The organism is Allopontixanthobacter sediminis (genome assembly GCF_009828115.1).
GTDB classification, from domain to species: domain Bacteria; phylum Pseudomonadota; class Alphaproteobacteria; order Sphingomonadales; family Sphingomonadaceae; genus Allopontixanthobacter; species Allopontixanthobacter sediminis.
In genome coordinates this window covers 487,481-505,082 of sequence record NZ_WTYL01000003.1, presented here as the reverse complement: position 1 = coordinate 505,082, position 17,602 = coordinate 487,481, and the positions used below count along the sequence as shown (strand labels likewise).

Sequence of the window (17,602 nt, the reverse complement as noted above, 5' to 3'; positions counted from 1 at the left end):
ATCCTCTGAAGGGGAGCGAATGGCAATCCGCTTTCGAGTAACAATATGTCGCAGGCATTTGCACATGGAATGTGTGCCGGTGATGAACTGGGCGCCGCTGCTTTGCAGGCAGTGGCATCGTCCCCCTACGCACGAGGCTTCCCTTTTATCCCGGCCCCCGCTAAAGGCGCTTCGATATTGCACCTGCTTGATGGAAAATAATTACTTATGGCGAAAGAAGAACTCCTCGAAATGCGCGGCAAGGTAGTGGAATTGCTGCCTAACGCGATGTTCCGGGTGGAGCTCGAAAATGGTCATGAGGTGCTCGGCCACACCGCTGGCAAAATGCGCAAGAACCGCATTCGCGTCCTTGTTGGCGACGAAGTCCTCTGCGAATTGACCCCTTACGATCTTACCAAGGCACGCATAACCTACCGCTTCATGCCTGGTCGGGGTGGCCCCGGACCTCAATAAGGGCGGCGGGGTTTGACCGCGCCTGCAACCAATCCGACCTTGATCCTGGCATCGGCGAGCCCGCGTCGCCGTGAACTGCTTGACCGGCTGGGTATTGCGCCGGATCGCATTGCTCCGGCTGACATCGACGAAACCCCTTACAAATCGGAAGTCCCACGGGATTACGCGCAACGCATGGCGCGCGAAAAAGCTGCGGCTGCCGCATCGGATAGTGCGCATGTGCTGGCCGGAGACACGGTCGTCGCTGTCGGTCGGCGAATCCTGCCCAAGGCCGATAACGAACCGACGGCGCGTGCATGCCTCAAGCTGCTGTCCGGACGCCGCCACCGCGTGTTGTCAGCCGTTGCCTTGCGTTCGCCGGACGGGACCCTGCGTGAACGGCTGTCGGAGACTTCGGTTAAATTCAAGGTGCTGTCGGACGAGGAAATCCGCGACTATCTGGCGGGCGGCGAATGGGACGGCAAAGCCGGTGGTTACGCTATCCAAGGGGCGGCCGAGGGGCTCATAAGCTGGATACAGGGCAGCCATTCAGGCGTCGTCGGCCTGCCCCTGTTCGAAACGCGCGCCTTGCTCAAGGCCAGCGGATTCCGGATACCCTGAGGTGCCGCGGTGAAGTGGTATCTCGAGGAAGGCATCGGCGAACACCGCGCGATTGCAGTCACTGGCGGAAAAATGGTCTCGACGCGGATCCACTGGCCGGGCGAATTGCTGGCCGGCGAGGTCGCCGAGGCGGTGCTGCAGTCACGCGCGTCCGGAAGCAGCCGGGGAACCGCACAATTGCCAGGCGGCGAACAGGTACTGGTGGATCGGTTACCAAAATCCGCGAGTGAGGGGGCGTCGCTCCGCATCGAAATCACCCGGCCCGCCATGGCCGAACGCGGACGGTTGAAGTGCGCGTTGGGGCGGCCCACCGAATTGCCGACAGTTTCTCTATCCCTCGCCAAAAGCCTGGCTTCGGAAGGTAGCGAACCCGAAATCGTGCGCCGCTTTCCGGTGCCGGGTTGGGCGGATGTGATCGCCGAAGCCATCGCGGGTGAAGTAAGCTTCTCCGGCGGATCGGTGATTTTCAGCCCCACCCCCGCGATGGTGACTATCGATATCGACGGGACGCTGCCCCCGCATGAGTTGGCGCTCGCGGCCGTTGGCCCGCTCGCCGAAACGCTGCACTTGTTCGACCTTGGCGGGTCGATAGGAATCGATTTCCCGACCCTCCAGACGAAGCCGCACCGGCGGGAAGTGGACGAGGCACTGGACACCGCGCTCGCCGATTGGCCGCACGAGCGAACCTCGATGAACGGGTTCGGATTCGTCCAGCTGGTCAGCCGCCTGTCGCGCAAATCCCTCCTTCACCGCGCCGCACACTCACGAACTGGCGTCGCCGCGCGTCTCCTGTTGCGGCAGGCGGAACAGGTCCAGGAACCCGGCGCGCTGCTGCTCACCTGCAACCCCGCAGTCAGCGCCCATCTGACATCCGATTGGCAGTCCGAACTCGCCCGACGGACGGGCCGTGAAATCCGGATACGGCCGGAACCAGGCCTTGCACTGGATAGCGGCTTCGCCCAAGCAGTGCCGCTATGAGCACGATTAAAACCTGCCCGATCTGCAAGAAAGCACGGTCGGAAGAATTCTATCCGTTCTGTTCCGACCGTTGCCGCGACCGCGATTTGTCGCAATGGTTCGGCGATGGCTACTCGGTACCAGGCCGCCGCGCCGATCCGGAAGAGATTGCCCGCGAAGGCTGGGAAGACGAGAAATAATCCGGCGGGATCGAAAATTCACCCGATAGAGGTCGCGGTTACCTCTTGCCAACCGCAGTGGGCTTCGCCATAGGCCCCCTCTCCCGCAGCATTCGGCCCGATAATTGGCCCATGCTGGACCAGTGCCCGAGTAGCTCAGGGGTAGAGCACACGATTGAAAATCGTGGTGTCGGTGGTTCAAATCCACCCTCGGGCACCACTTCTCCGGTTTTTTGCCTGCCAATCCGCCGCCGCCGGGTCCTAACTTCCTAATCAAGACAACGTTTGGCAGCCAGCCGCTGCGCCGCTAGACCTCGTCGCCATGCATGAACCCACCTCTGCCGCGCTAGGCGCATTCGAGATCGCCGCCATGCTGGTCGTTGCCTCCGCCTTGTTCGGTTGGGCGAACCATCACTTCATCAAGCTGCCGCATACGATCGGTCTCACGGTCATGGGCGCGATCGCTGCGATCACACTGATGGTGGCCAATGCGTTCATCCCCGGCGTGACGCTGGACAATTGGGTGGCCGACACCCTTGAGCAACTGAATTTCACCGAGACGCTGCTGCAGGGAATGCTCAGTTTCCTGCTGTTTGCGGGTGCGTTGCATGTCGATCTCGAACGGCTCAAGAATGACTGGCTGCCAATCCTCCTGCTGTCCACGGTGGGTGTCGTCATTTCGACGATATTGGTGGGGGCTGCCATGTGGGGCCTCGGCTCGCTGCTGGATTTGGGCATTGCGCCGATCTGGTACTTCGTGTTCGGCGCGCTGATTTCGCCGACCGACCCGGTGTCGGTGCTCGGGGTGCTGAAGGAAGAAAACGTCCCGGCTTCGCTACAATCTGCGGTCGCGGGCGAAAGCCTGTTCAACGACGGGGTCGGCATTGTCGTCTTCACCATCCTGCTCGGCGCGGCGGTTACCGGCACGGACTTCTCGCTGACCGAAGGCGTACGCCTGTTCGCCATCGAGGCGGGCGGCGGTGTCCTCGTCGGCCTGATATTCGGGTGGATCGGCTTCAGGGCGCTGGCCAGCATGGACGAATATACGCTGGAAGTGCTGATCACCCTGGCGATCGTCATGGGCGGCTATGCCCTGTGCACTGCCCTGCATATCTCCGGCCCGCTGGCGATGGCGGTAGCCGGCTTACTCATCGGTAATCACGGCGTCAGCTATGCGATGAGCGATGTCACCCGCGACTATGTGATCAAGTTCTGGGAACTGGTCGACGAGTTGCTGAATTCCGTCCTCTTCCTGCTGATCGGGTTGGAACTGATCGCGCTGGTGCCGGGGGTGCCGCATCTTGTACTCGGCGTAGCGGCGATCGGCATCACGCTGGCAGCCCGCGCGGCTGCCGTGACGGTATCGACCCAAACGATCCACGCTGCCCGGCTGGACACCAAGGGCGCTGGACGGGTCCTGTGGTGGGGCGGCCTGCGCGGCGGCATCTCTATCGCGCTGGTGCTGTCGCTGCCGAGCGGTCCTACGCGCGAGTTGTTGCTGGCAGCAACCTTTGCCGCCGTGCTATTCTCGGTACTGGTCCAGCGCGCGACGCTGGGCCGGCTGATCGATTCGCTGAAGGCAAAGAACGATCCTGCGGTGGAGGGTGAGCCCCACCCACCCAAACCGGACACGGTGCATTGATTGCGTTGCCTGAACTTTGGCTGTAATGCGCTCGATCAGCGCCCCGGCAGAAACGGAGAATCGATCTCCGTCCGCCGGGGCGGCGTGTTTTTCGGCCCCAATTTCGCTTGGTAGCCCAATGTGGTTTTATAGGAAGCGCTCATGACCCGTCGCCGCCAGATTTACGAAGGCAAGGCCAAGATCCTCTACGAGGGTCCCGAACCGGGCACGATTATCCAGTATTTCAAGGACGATGCGACCGCGTTCAACGCGCAGAAGCGCGGCACGATCAACGGCAAGGGCGTGATCAACAATCGCATCAGCGAGTATGTCTTCACCCGTCTCAGCCATATCGGCATCCCGACCCACTTCATTCGCCGTCTCAACATGCGCGAACAACTGGTGCGGCAAGTTGAAATCGTCCCCATCGAAGTGGTCGTGCGCAATGTCGCCGCGGGTTCGATCTGCAAGCGGCTGGGCCTCGAGGAAGGCGAACCGCTGCCGCACACTTTGATCGAATATTGCTACAAGGACGATGCCTTGGGTGATCCACTGATCGCCGAGGAGCACATCGCCTGTTTTGGCTGGGCTTCGAACGAGGAAATGCAGGACATCGCCAGCATGGCGATCCGGGTAAACGATTTCCTGTGCGGAATGTTCGCCGCCATCAACATTCGTCTGGTCGATTTCAAGCTCGAATTCGGCCGTTTGTACGACGGCGATTACAGCCGCGTCATCCTGGCGGACGAGATCAGCCCGGACGGCTGCCGCCTGTGGGACATGACGTCAGGCGAGAAGCTCGACAAGGACCGTTTCCGCCGCGACCTCGGTGGTGAGGAAGAAGCCTATCAGGAAGTCGCACGCCGCTTGGGCCTGTTGCAGAATGACGATGCCAGCCCGGGCGAAGTGTTCGACCTGAACGCGCATCGCGGCCGTTTGCGGAATCCGTTGCCCAAGAAGTGAAAGATTCCCTGCAGCGTACATAACCGCTTGCAAATCGCGGGAAATCTGACGAAGTTCAGAGTACAGCGGGGGAATCCTAAATGCGTTTGAAACTTGCGTTCGCGGCGGCACTTGGCGCCGCCATTCCGTCGGTGGCGGCTGGTCAGGACAGCGAGTTGACGGTTGGTCCGGCACCGCAATGGGCGCAACTGTCCGAAGCGTTGCCGGTGCCTGATGGACAAACGGGGATCATGTTCGTCCGCCGGCAGGACGTCGAGGTCAATCTCGATGCTGATGGCCAGTCTACCTTCATCGCGACCCGCACGAGGATCCTGCAGCCTGCTGCCCTCGAAATCGGCAATATTCTGATTGCCTGGAATCCAGCGGCCGGCTCGCCTGTTGTGCATGCTGTCAAGGTACACCGTGATGGCGCGGAGCGGGATGTCCTGTCGGAATCCAAATTTGAAATATTGCGCCGGGAAGAGCAACTGGAGGCTTCGGTCTTGAGCGGCCAGCTGACCGCGATCCTGCGGGTGCCCGATCTGCGGGTGGGGGACGAGCTGGAGATGGCTTACACGTTGCGAGACCAAGACCCGGTGTTCGGCGCGGAAAGCTTCGGGGTACTGGCACTTGGCGAGGCTCCGCCTCCAGGCCGGATGCATATCGCCTTGAGCTGGTCAGAAGGGCAAGCCCCGCAAATCAAGATTCCGTCCGGGTTGGAGCCGTTTGCCAGCCGCAGCGCCAATCGCCTCGACATTCGTGCCGACAACGCTCCGATCCAGACTGCGCCGAAAGATTCGCCCCCGCGTTATTCCTGGCACAGGGCAGCGCAATTCTCTGATTTCAAGTCCTGGGATGCGATTTCACGCCGTATGGAGACACTTTTTACAACGGCGGCGAAGATCGATAAGGATTCCTCGGTGGTGCAGGAAGCTGCTCGAATAATGGCGGCCCACGGTGATGAACTCGCCCGGGCAAATGCTGCGCTCGACTTGGTGCAGCAACAGGTTCGCTACATCTACGTCGGCCTGGACGGCGGTAATTTTCGTCCGGCAAGTGCCGAGGAAACCTGGCAGCGACGTTACGGGGATTGCAAGGGCAAGACTGTGCTGCTGATGGCCCTCCTGGACGAGATGGGGATTTCGTCCGAGCCGGTCCTGGTGAACAACTCGGCCCTCGACGATGGGTTCGATACCCACCTGCCCAACCCCGGGGTGTTCGACCATGTGCTCGTACGGACCAGGATCGATGGCAAGAGTTACTGGCTGGACGGCACCTTGCCAGACGTTTCCGATGCGCAGAGCGACCCCGTCGTCCCCTACCGCTGGGTCCTTCCCCTGACAAAAGCGGGTGCGCCGCTTGAGAAAATCAACTTCAAGCCATTCGATCTCCCGCAGGAGATGGGCATTTACGAGATCGACGCCACCGCCGGCTTCGAGGAGCCCGCCAGATTGGTCCAGACAAGCGTTGTTCGTGGAATTCAAGCGCTCGGCCAGTATCTGCAGTTTTCTTCGACCACTCCGGAGCAGTTACTGACCGCTTATCGCAATGCCCTGGTGGGCAGTACCCAGTGGAACACCGTGGAATCGGTCGCGTATCGGTTCGACCGCGATACGCAGGCCAGCATTCTGACGATCGCCGGAACGGGAGCCGTGGAATGGGAAGACTACGGATCGGGATCACGAAGTCTATCCCTTCCCGGGGGAGGATTCAGTCCGCCGAACCGGCGCCAGAGATCCGCTGACCAGGATCAAGAGGCGCCGTTCTATGACGAACCGCGTTACAGTTGCTACGCCACTACTCTTCGCCTGCCGGAGGGTACTGACATTCAGAATTGGGGTTTCAATACGACCTTCGACACGATGATGTATGGCACCGTGTACTACCGGATGGTCGAGCGCCGGGACGACATGACCATCCGCATGGTGCGTGGATCCCGCACTGAAACGCCGGAAATTTCAGTTGCTCAGGCCAACCGCGACAACGGACGACTTGCCAAATTCGACAATTCGAAGTCAAATGTGAGCTATGATCCCAACGAGACAATGGCGCCTTGGGGAATGCTTCAAAAGGTACCTGCCACCTATGAATTCGACTGGACCAAGGCCGACGTTCCTTGTTTGCCCAAGGATGTAATCGCGGGAAAATGAGGCCTTACCCACAGCAGCCGATTTGCCCGGAGATACCGCAATGCGGGGTCGTGAACGCTTCGGCGCCTTGCCGGTGGTGACCCGATACTCGCTCCTGCCGCTTCTTTTCCTCGCGTCGCCGCTTTGCGCTCAGGAGCCGGCTCCGCCCGAAAGTCCCACGGCCGCCAAGGTTCAGTCTCCATGGCCGTTTCAGGATAGCGACATCCCGGTCGATCCCGAGTTCCGGTTCGGCCAGTTCGCTAACGGTATGCGCTACATTATTCGCCAGAACGACCGGCCCGAACAGACGGCGCTGGTGCGGATGGTCATCGGATCGGGAAGCCTTGCAGAAACCGATGCCGAGCGAGGTCTTGCGCATTTCCTCGAACACATGGCGTTCAACGGCTCGACCAATGTGCCGGAAGGCGAGATGGTCAAGCTGCTCGAACGCGAAGGGCTCGCCTTCGGGGCGGACACCAACGCCAGCACCGGTTTCGAGGAAACCGTCTACAAACTCGACCTGCCACGCAGCGACCCCGCCTTGCTGGACACTGCGCTGATGCTGATGCGGGAAACCGCAAGCGAGCTGTTGATCGCCCCCGAAGCGGTCGACCGTGAACGCGGGGTGATCCTGTCCGAACGGCGCGACCGGACGAATTTTTCCTTGAAGGATACACTCGACCAGTTCGAATTCACCACGCCGGGCGCGCGCTACGGTGACCGGCTACCGATCGGCGTGCCTGCGGTGCTGGAGACGGCGAGCGCGGATGATCTGCGAAAGTTCTACCGCCGCGAATATGTCCCGGCCAACACGGTGGTACTGGTTGTTGGCGATTTCGACGAAGACCTGATCAAGGCTGCGATCGAAAAGCATTTCTCCTCATGGCAGGCGGCACCGCTTCCGCCCGAACCAGCTGCCGGCCCGGTTGATGTGTCGCGTGCAGGCGTGACGGATATCCATCTTGACCCCGCACTCTCAGAGCGGATTACGGTAACGCGCCTGAGCAGCTGGCAGAACGAACCGGACCTGGTCGCAAATCGCCGCCAGAATCTTCTCCGCTCCATCGGTTACGGGATCGTCAACCGGCGATTGCTGGCGCAGGCGCGGTCGGCGGAGCCGCCATTCCGGGGTGCCGGCTTCGGAACTGGCGACATTTTCGAGGAAGCCCGATCGACAAATCTGGTGATCGACAGCGCTGATGGCGAATGGTCAAAGGGGCTGACAGCCGCGGCTTTCACCCTTCGCCAGGCACTCCATTTTGGCTTCACCAAGGCCGAAGTGGCGGAACAGGTCGCCGGCGCATTGACCGCGCAGGAAAACGCCGCGGCATCCGCTGGAACCCGGACCAATGCGAGTCTCATGGGCACGGCGCTGTCGTTGGTAAGCGATGAACAGATACCCTCCACGCCTGCCAGCGGACTGGAACGGCTTCGGGCATTCCTCCCCTACATCACGCCCGCTGCCGTTCTTGAAGCGGTGCGCCGGGACGCTGCCCCGCTCGATAATCCGCTCATCCGGTTTCGCGGGCGAACGATGCCGGAAGGCGGCTTTGAGGCCCTGCGCCGTACTTGGGACGCCACAGTGGCGGGGTCTGTCGAGCCGTTGGCAGAAGCCGAGCAGGTCCCGTTTGGCTATACCGATTTCGGTCCTCCAGGAGCTATCGTCTCCGATACCGTGGAACCACGTCTGGGCATTCGGCAAATTCGCTTTGAAAACGGCGTCATGCTGAATCTGAAGCGAACAGAATTGCAGGAAGACCGCATCGCGTTCGAGATCAACCTGGATGGCGGATCGCTGCTCAACACTCCGGAAAACCCGCTAGCCACCGCGATGGTCCCCGTCCTGCCGGTGGGAGGCCTGGGCAAGCATTCGCAGGATGAACTGCAATCGATATTGGCGGGTCGCAGCGTGGGTTGGTCGCTGGGAACCGAGACTGACAGCTTTACCGCAAGCGGCACGACCACTGCCCGTGACCTCGCGTTGCAGTTGCAGTTGCTCACGGCCGGGCTGACCGATCCGGGATACCGCCGCGAAGCCGAAATACAATATCGGCGCAACGTCGCGAACTTCTTCAAAAGCAAGGACGCGTCCCCCTCCGGTGCGTTGGGCAACGCGTTGGGCGGGATCATTTCCGACAACGACCCGCGCTTCACCCTGCAGCCCGAGGACGCTTACATGGCGCTCGATTTCGCGAAACTGCGCGATGTCATTGGCGGCAGGCTGGCAAGCGGTGCGCTGGAAGTGGCGCTGGTCGGCGATCTGGAGGAACAGGCCGCAATCGACCTCGTGGCGGCCAGCCTCGGCGCCCTGCCCCGGCGCGAAGCGGAATTCAGGCCCCGAACCGAAGCCCGGCAGCGCGCCTTCACCGCTGACCGGACGCCTCGTATGCTGAGACACAGCGGCGAAGCGGACCAGGCATTACTGCGCCTGACCTGGCCGACGACCGACGACAGCGACCTCGCGCTGGACGCCCGGCTGACGATTCTCGAAAGAGTGGTCCGGCTGGCGCTGCAGGAGGAACTGCGCGAGCGGCTGGGGAAGACCTATTCACCCAGTGCCAACAGCAGCACATCGCGCGATTATTCCGGATACGGCACATTCGCGATTGCGGCATCGGTCGATGTTGCGGATGTCGGCGCGACGCGGGAGGCGATCGCAGCGGCGCTTAAACGTTTGCGTGGCGAAGCTATCGACACTGACATGCTCGATCGGGCGCGGCGACCGCTGCTCGAAACTTACGACAACGCGCTGAAAAGCAACGGCGGGTGGCTGGGGCTGGTGAGCCGCGCCCAGAGTGAAAGCGAACGCATCACCCGGTTCCTCCGCGCCCGCGAAGTCATCGCGGAAGTTACAACGGAGGAAATCCGCCAGACCGCAGACCGATTCCTGCAACCTGGCGCGCTTCTGGAGGTCCTGGTGATCCCCGAACAAGGCGATCAGTCGCAAGAGTGACCGTTCAGCGTCAGTTATTTAACCAGATTCACTGAACCGTCACCGAGCTTTCAAACTGGCGTCACACAGTCAGCCTAGGCGGACCCCGACAACAAGGATCGGGGAATCACCATGAAGCTGACAAAATATCTCGCCGCCGCCGGAATTTCGGCGCTCGCCGCGTCTCTCGCTGCGCCTGCTTTTGCTGGAGAAGTCAGTGGAGTCGTCGTCGATGCCTCCGACACCATCTCGTTGCAGGCCGCCGAGGTTCGACTCGTCGAACTCAACCGGGTTGCAATCGCGGAACGTGACGGCAGCTTCTATTTCCCCGATGTTCCTGCGGGCACTTACACCCTGGTGGCCAATTATGTCGGCGCCAAACCAGTAACCCAGACCGTGACAGTACCGGAAAAGGGCACCGTCCGGAGCAATTTCCTGCTTGGCGGTGCTGGATCGGAAATCCTCGTGCTCGGCCAAAGCGCCAATCAAGCCAGTGCGCTCTCCCGCAAGCGGGCGTCCGATGTTGTCAGCGACGTGCTCACCCGCGACGCGATCGGGCAGTTTCCCGACCAGAACGTCGCCGAATCGCTTCGCCGCTTGCCCGGGGTGAATGTCCTCAACGATCAGGGCGAAGGTCGCTTCGTCTCCGTGCGCGGACTCGATCCCGACCTCAATTCCACCTCGCTCAACGGCGTGCGCCTGCCCGCCCCCGAAAGCGATGTCCGCTCGGTGGCGCTGGATGTCATTTCCAGCGACATCATCGAATCCATCGAGGTCAAGAAATCCCTGACGCCGGATATGGACGCCGACACCATCGGCGCTTCGATCGAAATCAAGACGACCAGCGCATTCGACCGCAAGAAGGACCTGCTGACCGCCAAGATCGAAGGCAGCTATAACGATTATGCCGATGCGCTGACGCCCAAGGCCAGCGTTGATTTCGCCACGCGGGTTACGGACAATTTCGGCATCGCCGGCGGGATTTCCTATTACAACCGCAAGTTCGAGACCGACAACATCGAGGCGGATGGCTGGGAAGACGCCGGCTCAGGCCCGTTTGCGACCGACTTCGAATACCGTGATTATGACGTGGAACGCGAGCGGATCAGTGCGACCCTCGGTTTCGATGCGCGCCTCGGCGAACATAGCGAGCTTTATCTCAAAGGCGTGTGGAGCCAGTTCGATGACCAGGAATACCGCCGCCGACTGATTTTCGACCTCGGTGACTTCGACGGCGGCGCAAGTTCGCAAGACGGCGCCAATGTGACCTTCTCCGATGCCGACGAAGAATTCACCGTGGAACGCGACCTCAAGGACCGGTTCGAACGTCAGCGCATTCGTTCCGTAGTGTTCGGCGGCGAAAGCCGGTTCGACGGCTGGCTTGCCGAGTATGCGATAAGCTACGCGAAATCCACCGAACGGGAGAACGGCTCGCTCGACCCTGTCTCGTTCGAGCGGGATTTCGACGGTGGCGGATTGATCGTTGGGTTCGATTATTCGAACCCGCGCATACCGCGCTATTCGGTGTCTGGTGATACGGCAGACTTCTTCGATCCCGCGGAGTTCGAACTGAACGACGTGGAATTCACCGCGTTGTCGGATTCGCAAGACACGGAATACGCGGCGCAGTTCGATCTGGGCCGCGAAATCGCCATGGATGGCGGGACCTTCACGGTACAGGCCGGCGCAAAGGGCCGGTGGCGCGAAAAGAGCTACAACAAGCAGGTCGAATTCTACGAAACGGACGATTTTCTGCTGTCCGATGTCCTCGGCACGCAGACCTACCGACTGACTGATATTTCGCCGGTCGCCGACAAGACCTCCCCGCGAGATTTCTTCCTGACCAATTTCGGCGACTTCGAATTGCAGGCAGCCGACAGCATTTTCGACAGCGCGGTAGAAGATTACAGCATCCAAGAAGACATCCTGGCTGGATACCTGCTCGGGAAATGGGAATCGACCAGCCTGCGGGTGATCGGCGGCGTGCGGTATGAAAAGACCAGCAACGATATCGTCGGCAATACCGTGACCCTGTTCGAGGAGGACTCTACTCTTCCAAACGGTGATACCGCGGGCGAGGACACGGTCGTCATCTCCCAGTCGTTCTTCACCACGGAGTATGACGACTGGCTGCCGAGCCTGAATATCCGGTGGGAAGCGCAGCCCGACCTGATCGTCCGCGTCGCGGGTTATCGCAGCCTGGTTCGCCCACGCCTCTCCCGCCTGGCGCCGCGATTTGCCGTCGAACAGAACGATGACAACGAGCGTCAGGGCGAGTTCGGCAACCCGGCACTCGACCCGTTCAAGGCGTGGAATTTCGACGCCTCGGCCGAATATTACATGTCCACCAACGGCGCCATTACCGCGGCATTTTTCTACAAGGACATCAAGGATTTCATCATCGATGCAAATATCGATACACCGGGTACCTTTGCCGGGATCGAATTCGATGAAGCGACCATCCCGATCAACGGTCCAAGCGGCGAAATATACGGTTTCGAGTTCGGCTTCGCCCAAACCTTTAGCCACTTGCAGGGTCCACTCCGCGGTCTGATCCTGCAGGCCAACTACACCTACACCAACGCGACCGGTCTGGTTGCCGACGGTGATTTCACGGATGTCGATGCGGTCGATACCTTCCGCGAGATCACTCTGCCGGCTTCGTCCCGCCACACCTTCAATGCGGTGATCGGCTACGATGCAGGCCCGATCGACCTGCGCCTGGCGGGGACCTACCGGGACAAATATCTCGACGAGCTGGGCGACGATGCCGAGACGGACCGCTTCGTGTCCGACCATTTCCAGCTCGATTTCAGCGCCAAGTACCGGATCAACGACATGGCGCAGGTCTATGTCGAAGTAATCAACATCACCGATGCCGAATATTTCGCCTACAATACGCTAGGGGGACAGGAGAATTTGTACCAGTTTGAACGCTACGGCCAGACCGTTAAATTCGGCGCACGGGTGAACTTCTGATGCGGTACACTCGGACACTTACCTCGCTTGTAGCACTCTTCGCTGTGGGCGGCTGCGCCACTGCGCCCCAATGGGGCCTTCCCGCCGTGACCGTAACGGCGTTGGCGGAAACAGAACCGGTCGGAACGGCAGAGGAAGACGCGGCCGACGATCCGGCGATCTGGCACAACGCTGCCGACCCCGCCGCCAGCCTGATCGTGGCCACCGACAAGAAGGCCGGACTGTATGTCTATGGACTGGACGGCAGCACCCGGCATTTCGCGCCCGGCGGCCTGCTCAACAACGTCGATCTGGTCGATCTTGGAACGGCGGGCATCATCGTAGTCGCGAGCGATCGCGGCAATCTCGAACAGGCGGAGCTGAAACTGTACCGGCTCGATCCGGTGTCGGCCAGGCTCATCAGTCTCGGCTCGGTTCCGGGCGGAGAGGGTGAAGCTTACGGCCTGTGCCTGTGGCAGAACGGGGTGGCCCTCCACGCGTTCTCTGTTCTGAAAAGCGGCTTGATCGAGGAATACCGTATCGAACTTGGCAGCGCCCCCAAGTCCGTCCCGGTGCTTAGCCGGCGAGTGCCGAGCCAGCCCGAAGGCTGCGTGGTCGACCCACGCAACGGCGATTTCTATGTCGGCGAAGAAAATGCCGGCATCTGGCGGTTTGCCGCAGGTTCCGCCGCGGGTATCCTGGTAGCTCCGACCGACGGCCAGCAACTGGTCGCAGATGTTGAAGGGCTCGCGCTTGCTCCCGAGGGTGCGGACGGCGGTTGGCTGATTGCATCGAGCCAGGGCGACAACGCTTATGCCCGCTACCGATTGCCCGACATGGAGCCGGCAGGACGCTTCCGTATCGCCGCCGGTGCGTTTGGTTCGACAGAGGAAACCGACGGCATCGAACTGTCGACCAAGCCTTTCGGGCCGAAGTATCCCGGCGGGCTGTTCGTAGCTCAGGACGGGGTCAACGCGCCCTCTGCGCAGAATTTCAAGCTGGTATCGTGGGCGGATATCGAGGCCGCGCTAGCGGGAACGGCGGCGCCGGAATAGCGGGATAAACGGCGGCGATCCGGCCCCCGCAGCCCCCTAAGGACGGCAGCTGATTGAACCGCGAACACGGATAATCCCCACCCGCCACCTTGCCCCAATGGCCTCGCCGCGCCATAGGATGCGGGCGATTCTCCGGTGTCCCGTCAAACCAAAGGTCCGCGCGATGAAAGTCCATATCCACGTTTCCCTCAAGCCGGGCGTACTCGACCCCCAGGGGCGGGCGATCCATCATGCGCTGGAGGGGCTCGGCTTTGACGGGGTCAACGATGTGCGCGCGGGGCGGCTGATCGAACTGGACGTGGCTGACGGCGTTACCGACGATGCGCTCGACGAGATGTGCCGTAAGCTGCTCGCGAACATGGTGATCGAGAACTATCGCATCGAAAGAATGGACCAGAAGGAGACCGCGTGATGGCTTTCCGCGCTGCGGTTATCACCTTTCCCGGCTCCAATTGCGACCGCGACATGGCCGTTGCGGTGGAACAGGCCAGCGGGACCGCGCCGATCCGGGTGTGGCACGGCGACGCGGAATTGCCCGAACGGCTCGACTTCATCGCGCTGCCCGGCGGGTTCTCCTACGGCGACTATCTCCGGTCCGGCGCAATGGCCGCAAGAAGCCCGATCATGCGCGCGGTTATCGCCGCGGCAGAACGCGGAGTGCCGGTGCTGGGCGTGTGCAACGGTTTTCAGGTCCTGACCGAAAGTGGGTTGCTGCCGGGCGCGCTGATGCGGAATGCCGCGCAAAATTTCATTTGCCGCACCGCCGCGCTCAAGGTCGAGAACAACCAGACGTTGTTCACGCGCGGTTATGACGCCGGCCAGACGATCCATATCCCGATCGCCCATCACGACGGAAATTACTTTGCGGACGAGGACACCCTCGACCGGCTGGAGGGCGATGGACGGGTTGCGTTCCGCTACGCCGAACCGTGCAATGGATCACGCCGCGACATTGCCGGAATTCTGAACCGTGCCGGCAATGTGCTCGGGATGATGCCGCATCCGGAACGGGCGATGGAAGCCGAGCAAGGCGGCAGCGACGGCCGCGCGCTATTTGCCAGTATAGTAGAGGCGGCCCTCATCACCGCCTGATCCCGGCTGGATTCGCGCTGACGGATCCAGTTTGCGCTGGCATACGATGCGGGCTTCTTCCGCCGGCATTGGCCTGCCGAAATAATAGCCCTGGATTTTCTTGCAGCCCAGTTGCCGGATCATTTCCGCTTCCTCAGCCGTTTCCACGCCTTCTGCGGTGGTCGACATCTCGAGGCTGTCCGCCATCGCGACAACGGCCCGGATGATTGCCAGGCTCTCCGGATGATGGTTCGCCGCGCCCTGGACGAAGGTTCGGTCGACCTTGATGGTAGAGAACCGCAACTTGCGCAGGTAGCCGAGCGAGGAATAGCCGGTGCCGAAATCGTCAAGCGCCACTGAACAGCCGAGCGCCATGATTTCTTCGAGCGCCTTCCTGGCGAGGTCCGCATCGCGCAGGAAAATGCTCTCGGTGACTTCGATTTCAAGCCGGTTCGCGGTCAGGCCGCTTTTCGCCAGCGAACGCACTACGGTCGAGGCGAATTCCGGTTCGATCAACTGTTCGCCCGAAACGTTAACGGCAATCCTGATGTGGGCCGGCCAGTTCACGGCTTCCAGGCATGCCTGTTCCAGGACCCATTCGCCAATCGGCACGATCAGCCGTGTATCTTCCGCCAGCGGGATGAACTTGGCCGGGCTGACGAAGCCGTGTTCCTTGCTTTGCCACCGGAGCAGCGCTTCGAAGCTGACGATGTTTTCCTTGTAGGCGTCAACCACTGGCTGGAAGTTGAGCAGCAGTTCGCCCCGTTCGATTGCGTGACGCAGCGAAAATTCCAGACGCCGGCGCTCCTCCGCCGAGGCGTGAAGCGAGGGTTCATAGCGATAATGTTCGCCGCCGCCTTCATCCTTCGCCCGGTAGAGGGCGAGGTCGGAATTGCGCATCAGGTCTTCGACCGTGGTACCGTCGGTCGGCCCCACGGCAGACCCGACGCTGGCACCGACATAGAGCGTGTGATGCGCGATCTCATACGGGCGCGAGAGACGTTCGATGACCTTGTTCGCCACCTTGTCGACATAGCCGGGTTCGGACGCATCGCGGATCACGATGGCAAATTCATCGCCCCCCAGGCGTCCTACGCGCTCGTTTTCGCTCACCACTTCCTTCAGCCGCTGGGAAACTTCGGCAAGCAACTGGTCCCCGATGAGGTGGCCGAGCGAATCGTTCACCGCCTTGAACCGGTCGAGATCGATCATCAGGAAAGCGCAGCGGGCGCGCCATTGCTGGGCATAGCGCAGCGCTTCGCCCAGCCCTTCGTTCAGCATCAGGCGGTTCGGCAAACCTGTCAGCGTGTCATAGCGGGCCAAATAGGCGATCTTCTCGCTGGACTCGCGCTGCTCGGTGACGTCGGAGCCCACGCCCCGGAAGCCAATGTGGATACCTTTTTCGTCAAGCATTGGAGTGCCTGATAATTCCCACCAGCGATGCGCGCGATTGACCGATACCTTGACCAACAGGTTGGAGAAGCTTTCCCGGCGTTTAAGCCGTTCGGCGAGGTCGTGAAGGCTGGGATGGAACTGGCCGGTTTCCCAGGTTTCACCGCTCAGCAGTTGGAGGAAAGGCTTGCCGTTGACGTCTTCGTTGGTCTTGCCCAACGCGAACGAGAAGCGAGGCGAGACCGTCCGCACCCGGCGGGCGGTGTCGATCTGCCACAGCCAGTCAGCCTGGTTTTCCTCGAATTCGCGGAGCAGCAAGGAAACAACTTCGTCCTTCTCGACGATAGCCGCTTCGGCAATGCGTGCTTCGAGAAAGGTTCGCGAGGCAACAATGGTGCCCGCGGTCATGACGAACATGAAGATCACGCAAACGGCGACCATCAGGAATTGCCCCGTCAGTGCGAAGCTGAGGATCGCGGCGAGACCGGTGATTATCGTAAACACGATGTTCGCCAACGGGGTCGTCACCACGATCAGGGCCGAACCGGCAATCAGCGCCGAAACGATCGCCCATAAAACGATCAGGTCACCGGGCGGCCCCATCAATCCGAACCACAGGAATGTTACCGTCCACACGAGGCCGATGGCCACGATCGAGATTGCGTGCTTCCGGAATTCGTCCATCGACATAGCCCGGCGATCGGCGTCCGCGAGACTGGCACTTACTTGCGCGTTGAACGCGAGCGCGAGGCCGAGTGTCACGGCCCAGGCGATCAGGCCAACCGGATGGATGACGTCGCGGTAGAGGAGCGTTGCAAGTCCAGCCGCCATCAACTGAGCAATCAGGCGGAGAATATTTCCGTTCACCAGGCGCGGATACTGCATGGACCGCAAACGTGCCCAATCATCGCGCGCCGGGTCCTGCAGACCAAGGACGGCACGGATTGGCAAACCGATCTTTCGATCGTCCTTTGGGGCGACTGGTTGTTGCACAGATAGGCGCCTAACCGACAAAGGTTGCCACCACGTAAAGTAAACACTTCAATCAGCTTTTTTCGTTCATGATTATGCCGACTTAGCCGAGCAAAAAGGTTTTCCCGTTCCGCTGATCAATTTCCGCCCGAACAATCCGCCTCGGTCCAGCTGGTGAAGTGTTTACAAGCCGCATTTACCCAGTCGGCAGGCAAGCCGGTCCTCGAATCGCAGAACCACATTTCGCCACCTGCTGGGGCCCGACTGCGCGTCACGTGCACGAGCGAAAAATCTTTTTCCTAAGGTGCCTAACGATCGCATTTCACACCAAATGCAACCAA

General features: G+C 61.0%; 13 protein-coding genes and 1 tRNA gene. 13 read left to right on the top strand and 1 reads right to left on the bottom strand.

All coding sequences use genetic code 11. The features are described from left to right. Positions 1-207: 207 nt before the first annotated feature. The 13 genes from infA to purQ all read left to right on the top strand — a co-directional run bounded on the left by infA (position 208) and on the right by purQ (position 14,918). Positions 208-453, top strand: coding sequence for a translation initiation factor IF-1 (infA, locus tag GRI65_RS13175; protein ID WP_047806247.1), 246 nt, complete (start codon positions 208-210; stop codon positions 451-453). 12 nt (positions 454-465) lie between these two features. Next, positions 466-1,053, top strand: a complete 588-nt coding sequence (locus GRI65_RS13170) for a Maf family protein (RefSeq protein ID WP_232844138.1) — start codon at positions 466-468, stop codon at positions 1,051-1,053. A gap of 9 nt (positions 1,054-1,062) precedes the next feature. Then, positions 1,063-2,031, top strand: a complete 969-nt coding sequence (locus GRI65_RS13165; RefSeq protein ID WP_332872657.1) for a ribonuclease E/G — start codon at positions 1,063-1,065, stop codon at positions 2,029-2,031. Beyond that, the gene (gene yacG / locus GRI65_RS13160; RefSeq protein WP_160757009.1) at positions 2,028-2,210 is read left to right on the top strand and encodes a DNA gyrase inhibitor YacG; all 183 of its coding nucleotides are present in this window, start codon (positions 2,028-2,030) and stop codon (positions 2,208-2,210) included. Before GRI65_RS13165 ends, yacG begins: the two co-directional genes overlap by 4 nt. A 124-nt stretch (positions 2,211-2,334) precedes the next feature. After that, positions 2,335-2,409, top strand: a tRNA-Phe gene (locus GRI65_RS13155). A 102-nt stretch (positions 2,410-2,511) separates the two neighbouring features. Beyond that, positions 2,512-3,831, top strand: coding sequence for a cation:proton antiporter (locus tag GRI65_RS13150; protein WP_160757008.1), 1,320 nt, complete (start codon positions 2,512-2,514; stop codon positions 3,829-3,831). A gap of 141 nt (positions 3,832-3,972) precedes the next feature. Then, entirely contained in the window at positions 3,973-4,773 is an 801-nt protein-coding gene (gene purC / locus GRI65_RS13145) for a phosphoribosylaminoimidazolesuccinocarboxamide synthase (RefSeq protein WP_160757007.1), read from the top strand. An 80-nt stretch (positions 4,774-4,853) separates the two neighbouring features. Continuing rightward, positions 4,854-6,902, top strand: coding sequence for a DUF3857 domain-containing transglutaminase family protein (locus GRI65_RS13140; protein WP_232844137.1), 2,049 nt, complete (start codon positions 4,854-4,856; stop codon positions 6,900-6,902). A 40-nt stretch (positions 6,903-6,942) separates the two neighbouring features. Further along, entirely contained in the window at positions 6,943-9,834 is a 2,892-nt protein-coding gene (locus tag GRI65_RS13135; RefSeq protein ID WP_160757006.1) for a M16 family metallopeptidase, read from the top strand. Between the two features lie 111 nt (positions 9,835-9,945). After that, positions 9,946-12,792: a TonB-dependent receptor gene (locus tag GRI65_RS13130; protein ID WP_160757005.1), complete on the top strand. Its 2,847-nt coding sequence runs from the start codon at positions 9,946-9,948 to the stop codon at positions 12,790-12,792. Continuing rightward, complete coding sequence (locus tag GRI65_RS13125; protein WP_160757004.1) at positions 12,792-13,826, top strand: phytase; 1,035 nt, start codon at positions 12,792-12,794, stop codon at positions 13,824-13,826. Before GRI65_RS13130 ends, GRI65_RS13125 begins: the two co-directional genes overlap by 1 nt. Before the next feature lie 163 nt (positions 13,827-13,989). Further along, positions 13,990-14,238: a phosphoribosylformylglycinamidine synthase subunit PurS gene (gene purS, locus GRI65_RS13120; protein WP_160757003.1), complete on the top strand. Its 249-nt coding sequence runs from the start codon at positions 13,990-13,992 to the stop codon at positions 14,236-14,238. Then, entirely contained in the window at positions 14,238-14,918 is a 681-nt protein-coding gene (purQ, locus tag GRI65_RS13115) for a phosphoribosylformylglycinamidine synthase subunit PurQ (RefSeq protein ID WP_160757002.1), read from the top strand. The genes purS and purQ overlap by 1 nt, the downstream gene beginning before the upstream one ends. Here purQ and GRI65_RS13110 read toward each other — a convergent pair. Then, positions 14,877-17,174 carry a putative bifunctional diguanylate cyclase/phosphodiesterase gene (locus GRI65_RS13110; RefSeq protein WP_160757001.1) on the bottom strand — a complete coding sequence of 766 codons (2,298 nt, stop codon included), beginning with the start codon at positions 17,172-17,174 and terminating at the stop codon, positions 14,877-14,879. The genes purQ and GRI65_RS13110 overlap by 42 nt on opposite strands. Between the last annotated feature and the right edge of the window lie 428 nt (positions 17,175-17,602).